This window comes from Virgibacillus doumboii, from assembly GCF_902806455.1.
Taxonomy (GTDB): domain Bacteria; phylum Bacillota; class Bacilli; order Bacillales; family Amphibacillaceae; genus Lentibacillus; species Lentibacillus doumboii.
Genome location: NZ_CADCWQ010000001.1, coordinates 2,296,212 through 2,313,149, shown reverse-complemented (window position 1 = coordinate 2,313,149; position 16,938 = coordinate 2,296,212). Strand labels below are relative to the sequence as shown.

Sequence of the window (16,938 nt, the reverse complement as noted above, 5' to 3'; positions counted from 1 at the left end):
AAATTCTTCCATAAAAATGACACTTTTTATCGTTGGGAAACGATAATATATGTGTATTTTGCTTTTTTAGAAATTAGCAGGTGGTTAAATTGCTGCGCTTTATAATAAAGAAAGGGGAAAATACTGATGAGTAATTATCAAAATCTATTTGATTACCTTGACTATTTTAGGGATATTTCTAAAGGTGAAGTTGTGTCCTAGGATGGTGGGGGAAAGGAGGAGGATGCTTTCATTTTTAGTCATCCAACATACAGTGAGGAACTGATGAATTTCGTAGATGAGGTTCATAAAACGGATATAATGGATACCAATTATATTGAGACCTTGAAAAAATATAAATTGCCAATGTTTAATGAACTGATCGGAGCGATTGATACGCCGACAATCTGCTAGCAAGATTTGGTCTAACAGATGCGGCCAACGTCCAGGCCGATAAGTACTCCGGCGGGATGAAGCGACGGCTTGACATTGCCATGAGCCTAATAGGGAATCCGGCAGTCATTTATCTTGACGAACCGACGACAGGGCTTGACCCCGAAGCACGGAATGAAGTCTGGGATATCGTCAAGGAGCTTGCTGGCAGTGGCACAACCATTTTGCTGACGACCCAATATCTTGAGGAAGCTGAACAACTTGCGGACCGTATCGCCATTTTACACGAGGGTAGGATTATTGCTGACGGCACGCTCTCTGATCTAAAAGGGCTGCACCCACCCGCAAAGGTGGAGTATGTTGAAAAACAGCCCACTTTGGAGGAAATATTCCTCGAAATAGTCGGCAAAAAGGAGGGAAGGTAAATGGAGGCAGTAAAGAAATATTATTTTAGCAATCTAGGCGTTATGCTTGGACGTTCTATGCGCCATATAACCCGCAGTATGGACACAATCATCTCAGTCACCATCATGCCGGTCGCGCTTCTGTTGTTGTTCGTCTATGTGTTCGGTGGGGCCATTCAAACCGGAACAGATAATTATGTGAATTATCTTTTGCCTGGTATTCTGCTTATTGCAATTGCCAGCGGAGTATCCTATACGGGTTTCCGCCTGTTCACAGATATGCAACGGGGCATATTCGAAAGGTTTCACTCCATGCCAATTTCACGTTCTACTATGGGGGCATGTGCTGACCTCACTGGTATCTAACGCCATATCGCTTGTTGTCATTATTCTTGTGGCAATCTTTATGGGTTTTCGTTCGTCAGCGGGTATACTTTACTGTTTGTTTCCATTCATTTTCCCATTTGGATTTATAACGGTCTTTTTGAGTTTCCTTATATTCTTAGTGCGGTAATTCAAGTATTTATTATAAGCATCAGTTTTGGATTTATTTATAAAAGAACAGGATCTCTTTGGTCAGTAATTATTATACATTCGATGTATGATTTGTTAGTATCTGTGTTCAATTAACGGGCGCCGCTCGACAAGTTCCGCTATAAACGTTTTGAAACGTGAACATGCGGGGCATTTTAATAAATTTCACCTATTGCTAACTAATATCTAATAAGGAATTACGTCAATATCGCATAGAAGGGTTGTATTGTTGTAAGTAGTAAGAATTTTTATAATTTAGCGATAATTGATTGGATTTATCTGAAAAATGTGTTATATTAGAAGTGAGTGATTGTAATGATTAGCAACATCTTGTCCTTTATGGTTGTAGTAGCATTTTTCATTTTTGTTAGCTGGAGAAAATACAGGAAACATATGTACCCTTCGAAAAAGCAATGGAAAGGAAAACACCCTAAATCAACTGAAAAGCTAGAGCAAGACCAGAATAAATACCGGGGTTTTGGGCAAATATTTGGCCCTATGTAATTATTCCCCCCAGGATCAAGATGTTACGATTCCGGAGATAATTATAGAATTATTCACAAAAGCGGGCTTAAGTATTCAGACCCGCTTTATTTGTTTCGTTATTATTGTTGCAAAATTCCAGTTGCAAAAAAATTACTTGTTCCAGAATTGGGCACATTTCACTAATAAGGGAAAGCGCCAATATTGCATTAGGCCAGTTTCTTGAAAGAGGCTGGGACATATCAAAAAAGTGTTCACAAAAGACGAACAATGTATGGGAACAGTGGAGGGAATATACGTAGACTCCTGGGGGAGGAAAGGCATCGGTGAGACTACGAAGTGCGTAAGCGCTTCGGAGGCTCACCAGCCGCCCCCGGAAAGCGAAGTATATTCCCGGAGCGGTTTTATACACCATTTCCACTATGTTCGGTTTCTGTTTTTGATAAAACACTTTTGTCCCAGCCTCTTTTTGGTTTTCTTAAGTCATAACTTTATAGATTGTAAGGATTAATCGTATATTACAGCTTTTCCTTGTTCACGTAACTTTTTTAAAGATGTAAGCATATGATTTATTTCTTCAACGGAATGTCTTTCCCACGAACTTAATTCAGCTACTATTTTTAAAGGAGATTTAGACCTGTAAGAACGTGTTGGATTTCCAGGGAATCTTTTGTCAGTTACGTTCGGATCATTTTCAAAATCACCTAATGGTTCTACAATATAAATTCTTTCTTTTGATTTAGATGTTGCTAATTCAGCACCCCATTTAGCAGCATCTAATGTTGCAGTAAAATATATATGGTTGGATTTTTTGTCTTGGTAATTTGATAAGTGTTGGGCTTTTAATAAATCTCCAATTTTTAGTTCTGCTTTAGTACCATGAAAAAAAGGACCATTATCTAAAACATCTTTATTGTCATTCATACGGATACACCTCTCATATTTTTAGATTTGTATATAACAGTATAGTATGAGAATTTTAGAAAGAGTAGTCTATAAATAATTTATAAATAATAGTATAATGTAAGTAGAGAGAATAATATCGAACTTAATTACCTGTATTTAGGTTTTAATTAGCAATCAACAATTTTGGTTGCGGGGATGACATATGGTTTTGTATTTAAAAAGTGATTAAGCTATCGGGCGCTTGTGCGGCTGAGCATAGGTCGTATCATATAACGGGTGGGATTCCCGTCGAGTAAGAACTAGCCATTCACTCGTAGCGAGTCTTGGAGGGTTAAAGGTAACTTTAATCTTTAAGCGTAGACAGTTAGGTGGCGGGCCGAAAGCCAACTGGCTGAAGGGATTGAGCTCCATAATGTTAGTAAATGGAGAGGGCTGATGCTTTAAGCGCTGCAGAATCTTGATTTAGATGTTTTAGACCCCACATTATTTAGATCCTTATACTTCTCCGAGCCAGGAGTTACTGAATTTCCTTCAGAGTCAGGAAAAATGACACCTGAAGAATTGTTAAATATACTAACAGGGATTTTTAAAGAAAACGATGTTGTTGGACTAACTGTGGTAGAGTTTTTACCTTGGGATTCTATACATTTAAAAAATACATTATCTGAGTTAGATATTTTTAGATAATGAGTTATTAGAAAACCCGGCATTCGCTATAGATTAAGCGGATGCCTTCCGTTGTACTTACGGAGAACGGGCGCCATTCCTGAATAAGAACAGCGCACGTTTTTGTTTTAATATCAATCGGATTACCCTTCATAATCACAAAAATCATCTATTTCTGATTTTGGCGTTCGGCTGGTGGTTCTTATGGGTACTCCAGTGACTGTCTTTTCTAAGCTTATTTCGTTAGTTTGAAGAAAGCAATGCAACCGGTCAGGGAAGTGCTGAATAATATGACGCCCATTGGCACGGCGGATGATTCATTAATGCCAGCTAAGGGTGAGAACAGAGCCCCAAGCAAAAGCGGCAGCATACCCAGGACAGCACTCGCACTCCCCGCACGATGCCCCTGTTGCGCCATTCCGAGTGTAAAGGTACTCGTTATGGTCATTCCCATGGTGGTCATGTAAATGAAAATCAGTATTACAATGATGACTAATGGCCCTTCAATAATGGTCATGATTAGCAGTATTGACGTTGCACTTACTGCAATAATGACCGCTGCCTTCAGTAAATTTCTTTCATGGATGATGCCGCCAAAACGTCCAATGATGAAACTGCCCGTAATAATGGCCAGTCCATTTATGCCAAATAATACACTGAAGACTTGAGGTGAGACCCCATAGATTTCCTGATAAATAAACGGGGTACCGGATACATATGCAAAACTCCCACCGTGTACAAATCCGACGATTACTGCATAGCCAATAAACGAACGATCCTTCAGTAAACTACCCATTGTCCGGACAGAGGCTCCGATCGAACTGGGCATCCGCTTGTCGGGTGGTAAGGTTTCCTTAAGTTTCATGGCAACAACTATAACAATCAGGATTCCCAGTATTCCTAGAAAAAAGAAAATCGTATGCCAGCTTGCAAAGGGCAAAAGCAGGATTGCTCCGCCTGACATGGGGGCAATCATTGGTGCAACCGCATTGATGACCATTAGAAGTGAAAAGAATTTTGTAAGCTCCCTGCCGCTGAACACATCACGTACAACTGCACGGGAAAGCACAACACCTGCTGAGGCAGTGAAGCCCTGCAAAAACCGTGCTGCAATCAGGACAGTAATGTTCGGTGCCATTGCACAGAAAAGTGATGATGCCACGAATAGCGAAATAGATATCAATAAAGGCTTCTTTCTTCCGCGAGCATCACTGATGGGGCCAATGATAACTTGACCAATAGCAAGTCCCAGCAAACAAGCTGTCAGGCTGACTTGCACAAGTGAGGGACTCGTACCTAAATCATTAGCAATTCCGGGGAAACTCGGCAAATACATATCAATGTTAAGCGGCCCCATAATAGCGAGCAAACCCAGTAGCATAGCAAGCCCGAAGCGTCTTTTTCCTGTTGGGTTATGAAGTATGGATTCATGTTTTTGTTCTTGTTGGTTAATAGGACACAACCCCCTAACTTAATTCATTATAAGTGGGTTGCCGTGTATTGTTAAGTAAATGGATTTGAAGAAGGTGATCAAAATGTACGGGTTCTCATTTTTACATTGGTTCATAACCAAACCGTTTTGATATCTTGTTATGTGTTATAGTAGTTTTAAGAAAATTAAGGCGAATGGGGGAGGTTGAACAAAATGACTGTTAACACTTATGCACCTGAATCCGTATTGGAAATTGACGCCACTGCAATTGCTGAAAAGATTAAAAATGGTGAAATGACAAGTTATGATGCGGTATCAGCTTATATCGATCAGATTAAAAAAGTAAATCCGGTCATTAATGCTATGGTGGAAGACCGGTTTACCGAAGCTTTGGAGGAAGCCCGGGAAAAGGACAACCGTAAAACGAAGAAGGGCACGCTGTATGGTGTGCCAATCAGTGTAAAAGAAGCGTTTCATGTTGCCGGGATGAAGACGACAGGCGGGTTAATCAACAGAAAACATTTGATTATGAATGAAGATGCGGTTGTTGTGAAAAAGCTGCGGGAAGCCGGTGCCATTATCCTGGGAAAAACCAATACGCCAACTCTTTGTTTTTGTCAGGAAACAGATAACAAACTGTATGGCCGGACGAATAACCCGTGGGATGTAACAAGGTCTGCAGGTGGTTCCAGCGGGGGAGAAGGTGCGTTAATCGCTGCGGGTGGATCAGCCGCCGGAATCGGATCCGACATTGGTGGATCGATTCGATTTCCGAGTCATTTTAATGGGGTTGTCGGTTTTAAACCTGGGAAATTTCAGGTGCCAGCTGGTGGTCATTTTCCTGCTGATAAAATACCGCTTCAGGAGCGGATGTCAGGAATGGGGCCAATGGGAAAATCAGTAAGGGACATCGCGTTGATGTATGGGATTATAGCCAATGAAATGCCTGCTGAACAGACATTGAATAATTTTGAAGTTGATATTTTGCCGGTTCAGAAAAACATTCCTTTGTCCGAACGAACTGTGGAGAAACTGAAGGAAATTGAGAAGTTACTTCAAAATTCTTTTTCCGTTAAACAATCAACTCCGCCATATTTTGAAGACAGTGCACAGTTATGGCAGGAAATCATGTCCATCGATGGGGCGAAAGAAGTTGAAAAACTTGCCTTCAGCACAGACCGGCCGAATGTCATTAAAGCCTATGTAAAAGAGAAAATAATGAAAAGGACTGACAATCATCCCTATTTATTGTGGGCACTGCTTGGCGCCAGGATGTTCAAACCATCGCCAGATAGATTATTAGAAATTAATACCATAATTGAACAGGGTGATGAGCGGCTGGAGGACTATCTTGAGGATCGTTTGCTTATTTTTCCTGTTTATCATACTGGTGCTTTGAAACATGGGGAAGTATTTAGTGAGATTTTTTCCATTAAAAAAAAGTTTTTGAAATATATGCCGTATATTGCTTACGCGAATGTCTGGGGACTCCCGTCATTGACAATCCCTGTTGGAAGTGATGAGAATGGAATGCCAATCGGGGTACAGGTCATAAGTAAGAATGGAAATGAGCGTGCTATTTTTCAACTGGGTGAAAAGATTGAGAAAGGTCTTTAGTGGTTGTCACCTTTAACAACTCCGGGCAAGTTCCGATTGGCCGAAAATAGGGAGATTCCATATGCTTAAAATTTACATGTTATTATTATTTGTTATGCTCATGTGGGGATTTAATGTTTCAGCTATCAAAGTACTTGTTAATTCCATTGATCCGATATTGCTGACTTCATTCCGGGTTTTCACTGCAGGAATGATGGTCCTGATGATTTGTTATGTAATGGGTATATTTCGAATCCCATACAAACATGAGTGGCTCACGATTTTTTACATAGCTATTTTTAATGTGATTTTACATCATTCCTTTGTTGCAATCGGGTTGGAAATGACATCAGGAATCAACGGAGGGCTGATTTTAGGGATGATGCCACTGGTAACAGTTCTGATGGCCTTTATTGTGCTTCGTGAGCGTATATCTTTGCTGAGAACTGTGGGTTTTATTTTGGGGTTCACCGGAGTGGTGATAACAACGTTGGCTGGTGCCAGTGGTTTGGCTGCTGTTTCCTCGGGTGATGTATTTGTGTTTTTAGGTGTCGTTGTACAGGGATTTAGCTTTATGCTTATTAGTAAACTAAAGCCGACATTTGATCCAAGGCTTGCTACTGGTTATATGTTAGTACTTGGATCCATAATGATATTCCTGTTGAGTCAATTATTTGGAGCAAGAATACTTGAAATGTCTAATTTATTTGACTGGAAATTGTTGGCTGTCTTTTTATTTAGTGCTATTTTTGCGACAGCATTTGGGCACATGACGTATAATTATGCTATTAAAAAAGTTGGTCCAGTTGAGTCTGCCATCTTTATTAATTTGAATACGCTATTTGCGGTTACAGGTGCATCCATATTTTTAAATGAGTCTATTAAGGTTAATCATGTGATGGGGTTCTTGTTTATCTTGTGCGGTGTGTTTATTGGTACTGGTGCACTGGAACAATTAGTACGGAATAGAAAAAGGGAGACAGAATAGTTATTTCAAAAGAAAAGGACATTATGTGGAGCCGGTCTTTCCATTAATTTTTTGGTAAGTTTGTTACTATGCTCTAAATTTTCCCACACAATGTCCTTCTAATCATTATATTAGCTGAATTGTATTTCTTTTAAATTTGGACTTGGAACTCCTGCTTCTATGTAACTTCTAATCAACTTCCATTCGTTATCTTCATTTAGCTTAAATGTCTGGAAAAATAAGCTGACAGAATCTAAAAGCTTGCCGTCTATAACCATCGTAGCCGATAGAATTGCCATAACTTCATTATCCCGTAATGGAATTATTGAAACTTCATTTAAGTCCCATTCGTTGTTGTTTTCCTTTGCATACTTAAACCCTTGCTCCCATCCGATAATCGCTTCTTCGTAACCAAAATCTACTAACTCGCCACCAGAAATTTCCCTTGCCTGATAGTCCTTGGAAATTATCTCCTTTAATTCTGGTAAAGATGAATTTCTCCAGACATCTAAATAGTTGTTGAGAAACTGGCGGAATGATTTATTTTCCATTAAAAAACCTCCCATTAAATATTTTTCTGAGTAATATCATTTAAATACAATCGCATTATTTACTAAAAAAGGGGCATCTTGATTGTGACCAAATTTCGCCCCTGGCCTAGTTGATTATTCTAAATAACAATTTTGCTGAACCGTATCCTATTAATGTAATTATAAACGCGCCAGTTACAATTAAACTATACTTTAAAAATGGATCTTTATTTAAATATCTTTTCAACTTAGTCCCCACTTTCATGTAGTTAATAACTAACATTCCGATTTTAACATAAAATTCCATTTTTTTTATTTACTCCACTTTCGCAGCGTAAAAATGAACACATACGCCTTGAAGGAATTAGGGAGGTCAAAGATATACTACTAAGGTTGACTTTGAATTAACGGTAAAATATTTTAGTGAAGGTTCCGTTTTTTCCTTTCGATTCCCTAATGAAGGACATTTCATTGATGTTTTTATCTCCATTTGTCCTTCATAACTCCGATGAACCACTTTTCATCATTGCTTTCACTACCTTTTGTCTCTCATAACCCCGATGAACCACTTTTCATCAATGTTTTCGCTACCTTTTGTCCTTCATAACCCCGATGAACCACTTTTCATCAATGTTTTCGCACTCTTTTGTTCTTTACACCAGCCATATAACAGCTCAGGGGGGATATTTTCACTCAAAATGTTCCGCTGATTATATCTTTTGTGTACAAAAGGCTTTTATGTTCACTGAGGTTGTCAAGGCAACAATTAAAAACGTTTCGAGATTAACTAATTTAACTGTTTGAGCCTATACTATTGGTGCAAAAGTTGAGTTATTTATAAAAAAAGGGCCCGATAATGGCCCCATTTTATGAATAGATCATTAATTCATTATTATCATCTAAAGTAATTCGATCATTACTCTCTAATGTAATTTCAAGAGGATAAACAGCTGAAAGTTTATCTGAAAATATCCATCTCCGACCTGGTTGAATTAGCAAAATAAAAACTCCGGTCGAACTATCTCCCATGAAATTAAGTGATGTGGCACTTATTGGTTCATTATCACGCTCGTTTATCCCTAAATCTATTAACTGTTTCCCAGCTTTTATTGAATCATTTACTGTTAGACTGATTTCACTGATGTTTATAATATTTTTTTGGGAAAAAGGTTCTCCTGTTCCGGAGTTAGAATTTCTGCAGATGAACTCGACAACATTAAAGGCCGGATCGTAAAAATAAAGGGAATGTGCCGACAGATGTGAAAAGTAAACTTCATCTTCACCGTCCTCCTGCCGCAATTATTTAAATCAACCATACCAGCCCGCCTAATACACAAGAAAATTGACTGTCCCGTGTTGACTTATAAGTATTTGAATGTTCGTTCTTCAGCTCTTGTTCAAAAGACTTTCCTTTTTCCTCATTCAAATCAACAAGGACTACTTTCGCACCTTCTTTTACAAAAAGTTTTGCTGTTGCTGCACCGATTCCTGAAACCCCACCGATAATAACTGCAACTTTATCTTGTAATTTTATTGCTGCTGCCTCCTTAAAAGGAATGACTTTGTTAAAACAAGCTATTATATTTTCACCATAACCCTCTTAAAAATACTTGTCAATTAAGGTGTTTTACATTAATAGAGTAATTAAACCTAAAAAAGCAAATAGTTTGATAATTCCCAGATGCAGGAGTAGAATATTAGATAGTTACAAAATATTAGTAGCTTACAATAAGGAGGAATAGTGATGAAAGACAAGGTAGTTTTAATCACTGGTGGTGCAGGTGGAATCGGCAGAGCTACTGCACAGCTTTTTCTGGACAATGGAGCAAAAGTAGTATTGGTTGATATTAATCAGGAAGCACTTGATAACGCTAAAAATGGGTTGAATGCTGATAAAGATCGTATTCATGTTGTACAAGCAAATGTAACCGATGAAGATGATGTAAAGAACTATGTAAAAGAAACAGTGGATACATTTGGGAAGATTGATGTATTCTTCAACAACGCAGGAGTCAATGGTCCGTTTGAGATGATTAAGGATCTGGAAAAAGAACAATTCGAGCAAATCCTGAGTATTAATGTTACTGGCGTTTTCCTTGGCTTGAAACATGTAATCAGGCACATGGAAACACAAGGTTATGGAAGCATTGTCAACACAGCATCGAACGCTGCATATATCGGATCAGCAGGTATGGCCGGCTACATTGCCTCAAAACATGGGGTAGCTGGGCTTACTAAGACAGCTGCACTTGAAGCTGCTGGCAATGGAATTCGTGTAAATGCGGTTGCACCTGCAGCGATTGATACACAAATGCTTGCTGATATTCAGAACAACATTACGCCAGGTGAACCGGAAACATCCGGAGAAGCGATTAAGCAGGGAATCCCTGTTGGACGATTCGGCGCACCAGATGAAGTTGCACAGGTTGTTTATTTCCTTGCATCGGATAATGCATCATTCGTAAATGGTTCGTTGTATAATGCTGATGGTGGAATGCAGGCAGATTAATTATAGATTGATAGATGAAGGATGACCCCGGATTTAGGGGTTGTCTCTTTTTTTGGATACAGCAAGGTCTTTAATCCAGTTTACGATTGTAATACAATAAAAGTATAGAAAATTCTACCAAAAGGAGCTTTGCCATTGAATGAATTAAAACTTGGCTGGATTGATTATTCCAGCGAACACAGGGACAAGGTGATGGCCGTTTTACATGCACTAGCTGCTCCCAGTGCAATGGATGAACTTGGTATTGGTCTGATTCGTGATGGCTTTGCCGATATTCTATTTCCGGGTACTTCGACAATCCAGACTAGAGCAAAGTACTTTTTAATAGTCCCGTATTTATTGATGGAATTAGAGAAAGAGAATTATGCAAGGCCACAGGATATGATTGAGAAACTGGGAGAAGAGGAGATTTCTTTAATCGAAACACTCAATAAAGAAGGGCAGAGTGGTGTAATAGGCGGTCGTGCCGGAAAGACGCTTAAACGAAAGCCGGCGAATATATACTGGAATGGCCTCCGAACCTTTGAGATTTTCAGGCATCCTTCACTATCGCTGGATAACTACGCCAAAGTTGTCTTTCGGATGAAGCATAACAAGGATGCTGCAAAAATCTTTGGGGATGAGGAACATGATTCCGGTCACTCTGATGGTGAATATTCCAGTACGTTTTGGCGCTGTATTTTGCCGGAGCAGGATTGGAAGGATACGGTTTCCATGGATCTCACTTATGATGAAGCGCGTTTTTTAAAGACTAAAATTACAACTGCGTCAAGATCAAAGGATAGTTTATTTTCCTATTTACTTAACGAGGATTTCAATGAAGTAACAAAAATAAACGATTTTGGTGCGCTGGGGGATAGATTTTTGTTTAGCGGCAGATTATATGAAGATTACACATTAGCTAAGAAATTCAATCAATTTATCTCCGGTGCAAACATCCGCTACAATGTGATTGCTTCCAATCGGGAAAACGAACGAGCAGTGGCAGAATGGGAGAAATGGATGAACAGCTCGTTTGTTAAGTATGAGTTTCAAAGCTTCCCGTATATGCAGGTTATTCAACGCCTTGATATAAAAAACCTCCGACTGATTAAGTTTCTTCGTGAATGGCAGGAAGTCGCTCTTTCAGGTGATGATAATGCGATTGACAGGCTGATTATTAAAAGGGAAATAGAACTTAAATCTAAAGACCGCGCCAAGTTGCAAAACTCCAAAATGTATACATATCAAGATGGTGATTGGATCGGCAGTGCAAAATTGCAATATCGATTTACGGATGCAAAAACAATCATGGCGGATATTTTTGCCGGATTGGAGGGGTATTATGCTGAAACCGGGAGATAACCGTCTTAATTACTCTGATTTACTTACTCCACCAGCAGGTTATGAAGTAGAGTTTGCAGTAGGGACAACGTATTCATTGGATTTAGAAGCATTAGTCGGGGTTCCATTGGCATTAAGTCTGTCTGAAGAAATGAATCGAACACTAAAGGATGACCCGGTATACGTACTTGAAGGATTAAGAAGAAGTGCTGATAAGTTTGCGATATTCTGTGAAGCAGGTCAGGTTAAGGTTCCCCGGGATGCTAATTCAATTTTTGCAATGATGGAAAACAGTGTATTTGAAGTTTCCCTGGAGAATGATATGTCCTTTCACCCGAAGATTTGGCTGATCAAGTACCGAAATGAGGAGGACGAGCTTTTATATCGGCTGCTCGTTTTGACACGCAATATGACGTTTGACAGGAGCTGGGATATAGCAATTGCGCTTGAGGGTACGATGGATTCAGAAAAAACTAGTAAAAATCTCCCATTAGCGGACTTTTTACATTTTCTCACCCAGTGTTCCACAGATGAATTGAAAACTAAACAAATCAAAACGCTGATGGATGAACTTGAGTTTGTACACTTCAATCCTGTTCAAAAGCAAATTCCAGCGTTTGATTTTTGCCCGCTTGGAATTGGTGACTATGGGAAAGATGATACAGGGCTTTTTGAAAGTTACCATAAGTTAATCATTATATCACCATTTATCAGTGAATCTATTGTCCGTGAGTTAAATGAAAAATCGCTATCACATCCGGAAAAAGTGCTGATAACCCGAAAAACAGAATTGCATAAGCTTTCACCGGATGTATTTAACGGCTTTGTTGTATATACGTTAAAGGATTCTGTAATTGATGGGGAAACAGCTCTTAGCGGTGAAACGGATGAGGAAGCAATAGCACAACTCCAGGATATCCATGCAAAGCTATATGCCAGGTCGAAGTATAATGAACACCATATTTATATTGGATCAGCAAATAGTTCCAGAAATGCATTTAACGGAAATGTTGAATTTTTGCTGAAGCTGAAATATCAAAAACGCGGATTCAGGATTACAAATCTGTTGGATGATTTATTTGGCGATGATGAAGATGACAATCCGTTTGAAAGAATCGAGGAAATTCCTGATGAGGATGAAGCGGATACGAATATAACGGACCAGCTGCAAAAGGCGATTAAACAATTATGCAGGGTTGAATCAGAGGCTTATGTAACAGCTGAAGAAGATCAGTATTCTGTAAAGATCACATTCGACTCGATTCCTGATGATAATATTCAATTTACTATCAGTCCATTGTTAAGTACGAAAAGTCAGCCGCTTCAATCAATTACAATTTTTGAACAGCTCAGTATGCTTGAACTCGGTAGTTTTTATACCATAACAGCAGAAAAAGATGATGAACAGGTCGAACGTGTCATCAAAATAAACACAAGCGGAATTCCAGAAGATCGTGATGGAGCGATTTTTCGATCCATCATAGATAACTCACATAAGTTTTTAAAATATGTTGCATTTTTATTGGCAGATGATTTTTTAATGGCAGCCCTTGAAAATTCTGAGAGACAACATTCGGGCTTCGGCAATTGGGAAGAGGATTCGGGTGAAGACCCTGTACTCTATGAAAATATGCTGACAACGGCTGCTCGCTCACCGGAAAAACTCAAGGATGTCGAGAATATGATTAGAATTATTAGGGATGAGAAGATTATCCCACAGGAGTTTGACCAGTTATACCAAACCTTTATTCAAGCGGCAAAGAAGGTGAAAAAATGATTGATTTGATGCAAAAAGAAGCGGAAATACTGTCAGGTCTGAAAGATTTTCAGAATGCAACGGTGGAAAGAGTCCATGAACTTTTCACAAATGATTACTCCAGGGTGTTGGTGGCCGATGAGGTGGGACTAGGTAAAACAATGGTTGCCAAAGGAGTAATAGCCAAGACCGCAAGATACCATCAGGACCAGAACGATGATTTGTTTAAAGTTGTTTATGTTTGTTCCAATCAGAATATTGCCAGTCAGAATTTGACTAAGCTGAAAATCGATCAGCGTGTAACCCTGGATGGTTTATCCGATACTCGTTTATCGATGCAGCATATTAAGATTTTTGAGGATGAATTTAATCCGGAAATAAAGGAGAACTATATTCAACTGATTCCGTTGACACCATCGACTTCATTTAATATGACAGCTGGCTGTGGGAGTGTAACGGAAAGGGCATTGCTTTTTGCAATCTTACGAAGATACCAACCCCTCAATTCTTTGATAGATGATTTGGAAATTATGATGGCCGATTCGGCTTATAAAAGTTGGGATAGGCGCAGGGATGAATTTGACCAGCGGGTGGCCGAATGTAATCGGAAAAGTAATGGTGTATACCTGCAGACCATGCTCAACAAAGTAGACAATTTTTTTCAGGAAGACCCATCATTTTTGCAGGAACTTCATGACGTATGCAACCGAATAAACGAAGCGGGAGATATAGGTAAGCGGGTAGATGGACAGGCTAAAGTAATTCAGAAATTACGTAAAGTAATGGCGGAAATCAGTGTGGACCTAATTGATGCGGATCTTGTGATTATGGATGAATTTCAACGTTTTCCAGAGCTGATCAATGCTGACAGGGACACCGAAACAGCTATACTTGCAAATAAATTTTTCAACAGTCCAAAGACTGATAATAAGAATGTAAAAATATTATTGTTATCTGCTACACCGTATAAACCGTATTCCACATTGGAGGAAATTTCCGAAACCGGCAGTGATGAACATTATAAAGAGTTCATGCAGGCTACGGATTTCCTGTTTGAGAAGCATCCGGAGCACAAGCAGAAATTCAAGAAGGTGTGGGAGGATTTTTCAGTCGCATTAAGTGAGATTTCCACACAGGATTTCGCAATGCTGGCTGCTAAAAAACAGAAGGCGGAAGATAGTCTTTATAAAGGAATTGCCCGAACAGAACGAATTATGGAAAAGGGAACAAGTGAGATTACAGAAGGGTCTGTCGATAAAGAACCACTGAAAATAACGAATGACGATGTTTCATCGTATATCGAAATGGATGCACTTTTACAGGATATTGGCTTAACAGAAAAGGTGCCGGTCGAATATGTTAAGTCTGCTCCGTTCCTGATGTCATTTATGGACCGCTACATACTAAAGCAGAAAATAATGGGACACTTCAAAGGAAATCCGGCTAATTATGCGCTTACGAACAATCCTGTGTTATGGCTGGATAAGAAAAAAATTGCTAAATACGAGGAAATACGGGAGACTAATGCAAGACTTTCGAAGCTGAAAGAAGCTGCCCTTTCCGGTGGTGCCGAGCGATTAATGTGGATTCCACCTTCACTGCCATATTATGAGTTTGGCGGATGTTATGAAGGACAGAGCAATTTTTCCAAAGTGCTTGTTTTTTCCGGATGGGAAATGGTGCCGCGTGCAATTGCAACGCTTCTTTCCTATGAATCTGAACGGAAAACAGTCGGGGAATTAGTCAGGAAAACACCGAAAAAGAAACGGACAAAAACGTATAATTATTTTGCGGAAAAAGGGAAAAGGTTTCCTTTTCCAAGATTGACGTTTTCCATGAAGGAAGGTAAACCCGGTAACATGAATCATCTGGCACTTCTGTATCCTTCTGTTACACTTGCAAAACTTTTCAATCCAATTGATGTATTGAACCGAGAGATGTCTTTACAGGAAATTAAAACAGAGATTAAAGCTGAATTGCAAAAGTTGCTTAATGGGATTACATACGTACCTAGGGAAGATGATGGACGCCATGATGAGCGTTGGTATTATATAGCCCCATTACTTTTTGATTTAAAAGAGGAATCCGTTCGGAAGTGGTTTGAAAAGGACTACCTGCTTTCGCTTGAGGGAGAAAAAGATCAGAAAGATGAGAAAGGTGCAATTGCACAGCATTTTGATGTGTTGCGTTACTACTATAAAAATAATCAGCGACCGGTTCTTGGACGACAGCCGGATGACTTACTGGATGTATTAACAACGATGGTGCTGGGATCACCAGCAATTTGTGCAATCAGGCTGTTTGAGGATCAAAATGTTGATGCTATACCTGCCGCGATCCAATTGGGAAGAACGGTTTTAGACCGATTCAATACACAGGAAGCGACGTCGATTGTTGAATTGCAGTACGGTAAAAAGGACTCGCGTGGACATTGGAAGAATGTACTGAAATATAATGTGGACGGCAACTTTCAGGCTATGCTGGATGAATATGCCCACATGCTTCTGGAGGAAGGCGGTCTCAAAAAGCTGGAAAGTCATAAACGGGATTTGCATCTAGTGGAAGTAATGAGAAATGCACTGCAAAACCATACGGCGAGCTACAATGTTGATACGTACCGCACCTTTAAGAACCGGGTATCAGATTTTAGCGGGAACAAGGAAAAGTATATTCGAATGCGCACCAATTATGCGGTGGGATTTTATGATACTCGAAATGAGGATAACACGAAAAACCGTAAAGAAAATATCCGACTGGCATTTAATTCGCCTTTTCGTCCGTTTGTTTTAGCGACCACTTCGATAGGGCAGGAAGGACTGGACTTTCATTACTATTGCCGAAAAATAATGCATTGGAATCTTCCGTCCAATCCAATCGATCTGGAGCAGCGGGATGGCCGAATCAATCGATACAAATGTCACGCCATTCGAAAAAACATTGCAAACAAGTATGGGGATATTTCATTTAATGAAGATATTTGGCAGGAAATGTTCACTGTCGCAAATGAAAAGGAAAGAGATGAACATACATCAGAACTTGTCCCATTCTGGTCGTTTCCAGGAACGAAAGACGTTGATATTGAGCGGATTTTCCCGCTGTATCCACTCAGCAGAGATGGGGCAAAGTATAACCGGCTGATGAAAATATTAGCACTTTACAGGCTTAGTCTTGGCCAGGCGCGTCAGGAGGATCTGCTGGAGCATTTACTGGACAATAATGTTGAAGAAGAACAGTTGAAGGATTTATTTATGAACTTGAGCCCATATGCGAAACAGAAAAAGGTAACGCATAACACTTAAACTTATTTGATTTTTTTGAGTTGGAGAAAGGTACTTTCGGCAAGTGAAATGGTTTCTCTTCATTTGAATTGGGTAATGGCTTGTAATACGTGTATTTTGGTGAAATTGATACAAAGAGGAGGTAAATCAATCATGAAGCAAACACTCGGCATTTTTGTTGT

At 39.5% G+C, this 16,938-nt stretch carries 13 protein-coding genes and 3 pseudogenes; 11 read left to right on the top strand and 5 right to left on the bottom strand.

Going from position 1 to position 16,938, the window contains the following annotated elements:
* Positions 1-264: 264 nt before the first annotated feature.
* The 4 genes and pseudogenes from G6R02_RS20250 to G6R02_RS20415 all read left to right on the top strand — a co-directional run bounded on the left by G6R02_RS20250 (position 265) and on the right by G6R02_RS20415 (position 1,406).
* Positions 265-393: a hypothetical protein gene (locus tag G6R02_RS20250; RefSeq protein ID WP_281347107.1), complete on the top strand. Its 129-nt coding sequence runs from the start codon at positions 265-267 to the stop codon at positions 391-393.
* A pseudogene (locus tag G6R02_RS11310) lies at positions 378-797 on the top strand (ABC transporter ATP-binding protein); the annotation flags it as partial. The gene G6R02_RS20250 and the pseudogene G6R02_RS11310, both read left to right, overlap by 16 nt.
* Positions 798-1,212: pseudogene (locus G6R02_RS11305) on the top strand (ABC transporter permease); the annotation flags it as partial. It abuts the pseudogene before it with no gap.
* The gene (locus G6R02_RS20415) at positions 1,149-1,406 is read left to right on the top strand and encodes a CPBP family intramembrane glutamic endopeptidase (protein WP_164670389.1); all 258 of its coding nucleotides are present in this window, start codon (positions 1,149-1,151) and stop codon (positions 1,404-1,406) included. The pseudogene G6R02_RS11305 and the gene G6R02_RS20415, both read left to right, overlap by 64 nt.
* An 894-nt stretch (positions 1,407-2,300) precedes the next feature.
* Here the strand turns inward: G6R02_RS20415 and arr are convergent.
* Positions 2,301-2,717, bottom strand: a complete 417-nt coding sequence (gene arr, locus G6R02_RS11295; RefSeq protein ID WP_164669357.1) for an NAD(+)--rifampin ADP-ribosyltransferase — start codon at positions 2,715-2,717, stop codon at positions 2,301-2,303.
* A gap of 528 nt (positions 2,718-3,245) precedes the next feature.
* Between arr and G6R02_RS11290 the strand changes: the two genes are divergently transcribed.
* On the top strand, positions 3,246-3,386 hold the full coding sequence (locus tag G6R02_RS11290; protein ID WP_164669356.1) for a hypothetical protein: 141 nt from the start codon (positions 3,246-3,248) through the stop codon (positions 3,384-3,386).
* A gap of 214 nt (positions 3,387-3,600) precedes the next feature.
* Here the strand turns inward: G6R02_RS11290 and G6R02_RS11285 are convergent, their stop codons facing one another.
* Positions 3,601-4,788: a Bcr/CflA family efflux MFS transporter gene (locus G6R02_RS11285; RefSeq protein ID WP_164670388.1), complete on the bottom strand. Its 1,188-nt coding sequence runs from the start codon at positions 4,786-4,788 to the stop codon at positions 3,601-3,603.
* A gap of 222 nt (positions 4,789-5,010) precedes the next feature.
* On the opposite strand from G6R02_RS11285, the gene G6R02_RS11280 reads away from it, so the two are divergent.
* Positions 5,011-6,414, top strand: a complete 1,404-nt coding sequence (locus tag G6R02_RS11280; protein ID WP_164669355.1) for an amidase — start codon at positions 5,011-5,013, stop codon at positions 6,412-6,414.
* 61 nt (positions 6,415-6,475) lie between these two features.
* Complete coding sequence (locus G6R02_RS11275) at positions 6,476-7,381, top strand: DMT family transporter (RefSeq protein WP_164669354.1); 906 nt, start codon at positions 6,476-6,478, stop codon at positions 7,379-7,381.
* 110 nt (positions 7,382-7,491) lie between these two features.
* On the opposite strand, the gene G6R02_RS11270 is transcribed toward G6R02_RS11275, so the two are convergent.
* The 3 genes and pseudogenes from G6R02_RS11270 to G6R02_RS20090 all read right to left on the bottom strand — a co-directional run.
* Entirely contained in the window at positions 7,492-7,911 is a 420-nt protein-coding gene (locus G6R02_RS11270; RefSeq protein ID WP_164669353.1) for a flavoprotein, read from the bottom strand.
* An 846-nt stretch (positions 7,912-8,757) separates the two neighbouring features.
* On the bottom strand, positions 8,758-9,189 hold the full coding sequence (locus tag G6R02_RS11265) for a hypothetical protein (RefSeq protein ID WP_164669352.1): 432 nt from the start codon (positions 9,187-9,189) through the stop codon (positions 8,758-8,760).
* 76 nt (positions 9,190-9,265) lie between these two features.
* Positions 9,266-9,424, bottom strand: a pseudogene (locus G6R02_RS20090) (SDR family NAD(P)-dependent oxidoreductase); the annotation flags it as partial.
* Between the two features lie 210 nt (positions 9,425-9,634).
* Here G6R02_RS20090 and G6R02_RS11255 point away from each other — a divergent pair.
* The 4 genes from G6R02_RS11255 to G6R02_RS11240 all read left to right on the top strand — a co-directional run bounded on the left by G6R02_RS11255 (position 9,635) and on the right by G6R02_RS11240 (position 16,777).
* On the top strand, positions 9,635-10,399 hold the full coding sequence (locus G6R02_RS11255; protein ID WP_164669351.1) for an SDR family NAD(P)-dependent oxidoreductase: 765 nt from the start codon (positions 9,635-9,637) through the stop codon (positions 10,397-10,399).
* A gap of 135 nt (positions 10,400-10,534) precedes the next feature.
* Positions 10,535-11,743 carry a DUF6361 family protein gene (locus tag G6R02_RS11250; RefSeq protein ID WP_164669350.1) on the top strand — a complete coding sequence of 403 codons (1,209 nt, stop codon included), beginning with the start codon at positions 10,535-10,537 and terminating at the stop codon, positions 11,741-11,743.
* Positions 11,724-13,499, top strand: a complete 1,776-nt coding sequence (locus G6R02_RS11245) for a phospholipase D family protein (RefSeq protein ID WP_164669349.1) — start codon at positions 11,724-11,726, stop codon at positions 13,497-13,499. Before G6R02_RS11250 ends, G6R02_RS11245 begins: the two co-directional genes overlap by 20 nt.
* The gene (locus G6R02_RS11240; RefSeq protein WP_164669348.1) at positions 13,496-16,777 is read left to right on the top strand and encodes a helicase-related protein; all 3,282 of its coding nucleotides are present in this window, start codon (positions 13,496-13,498) and stop codon (positions 16,775-16,777) included. The genes G6R02_RS11245 and G6R02_RS11240 overlap by 4 nt, the downstream gene beginning before the upstream one ends.
* Positions 16,778-16,938: the final 161 nt, after the last annotated feature.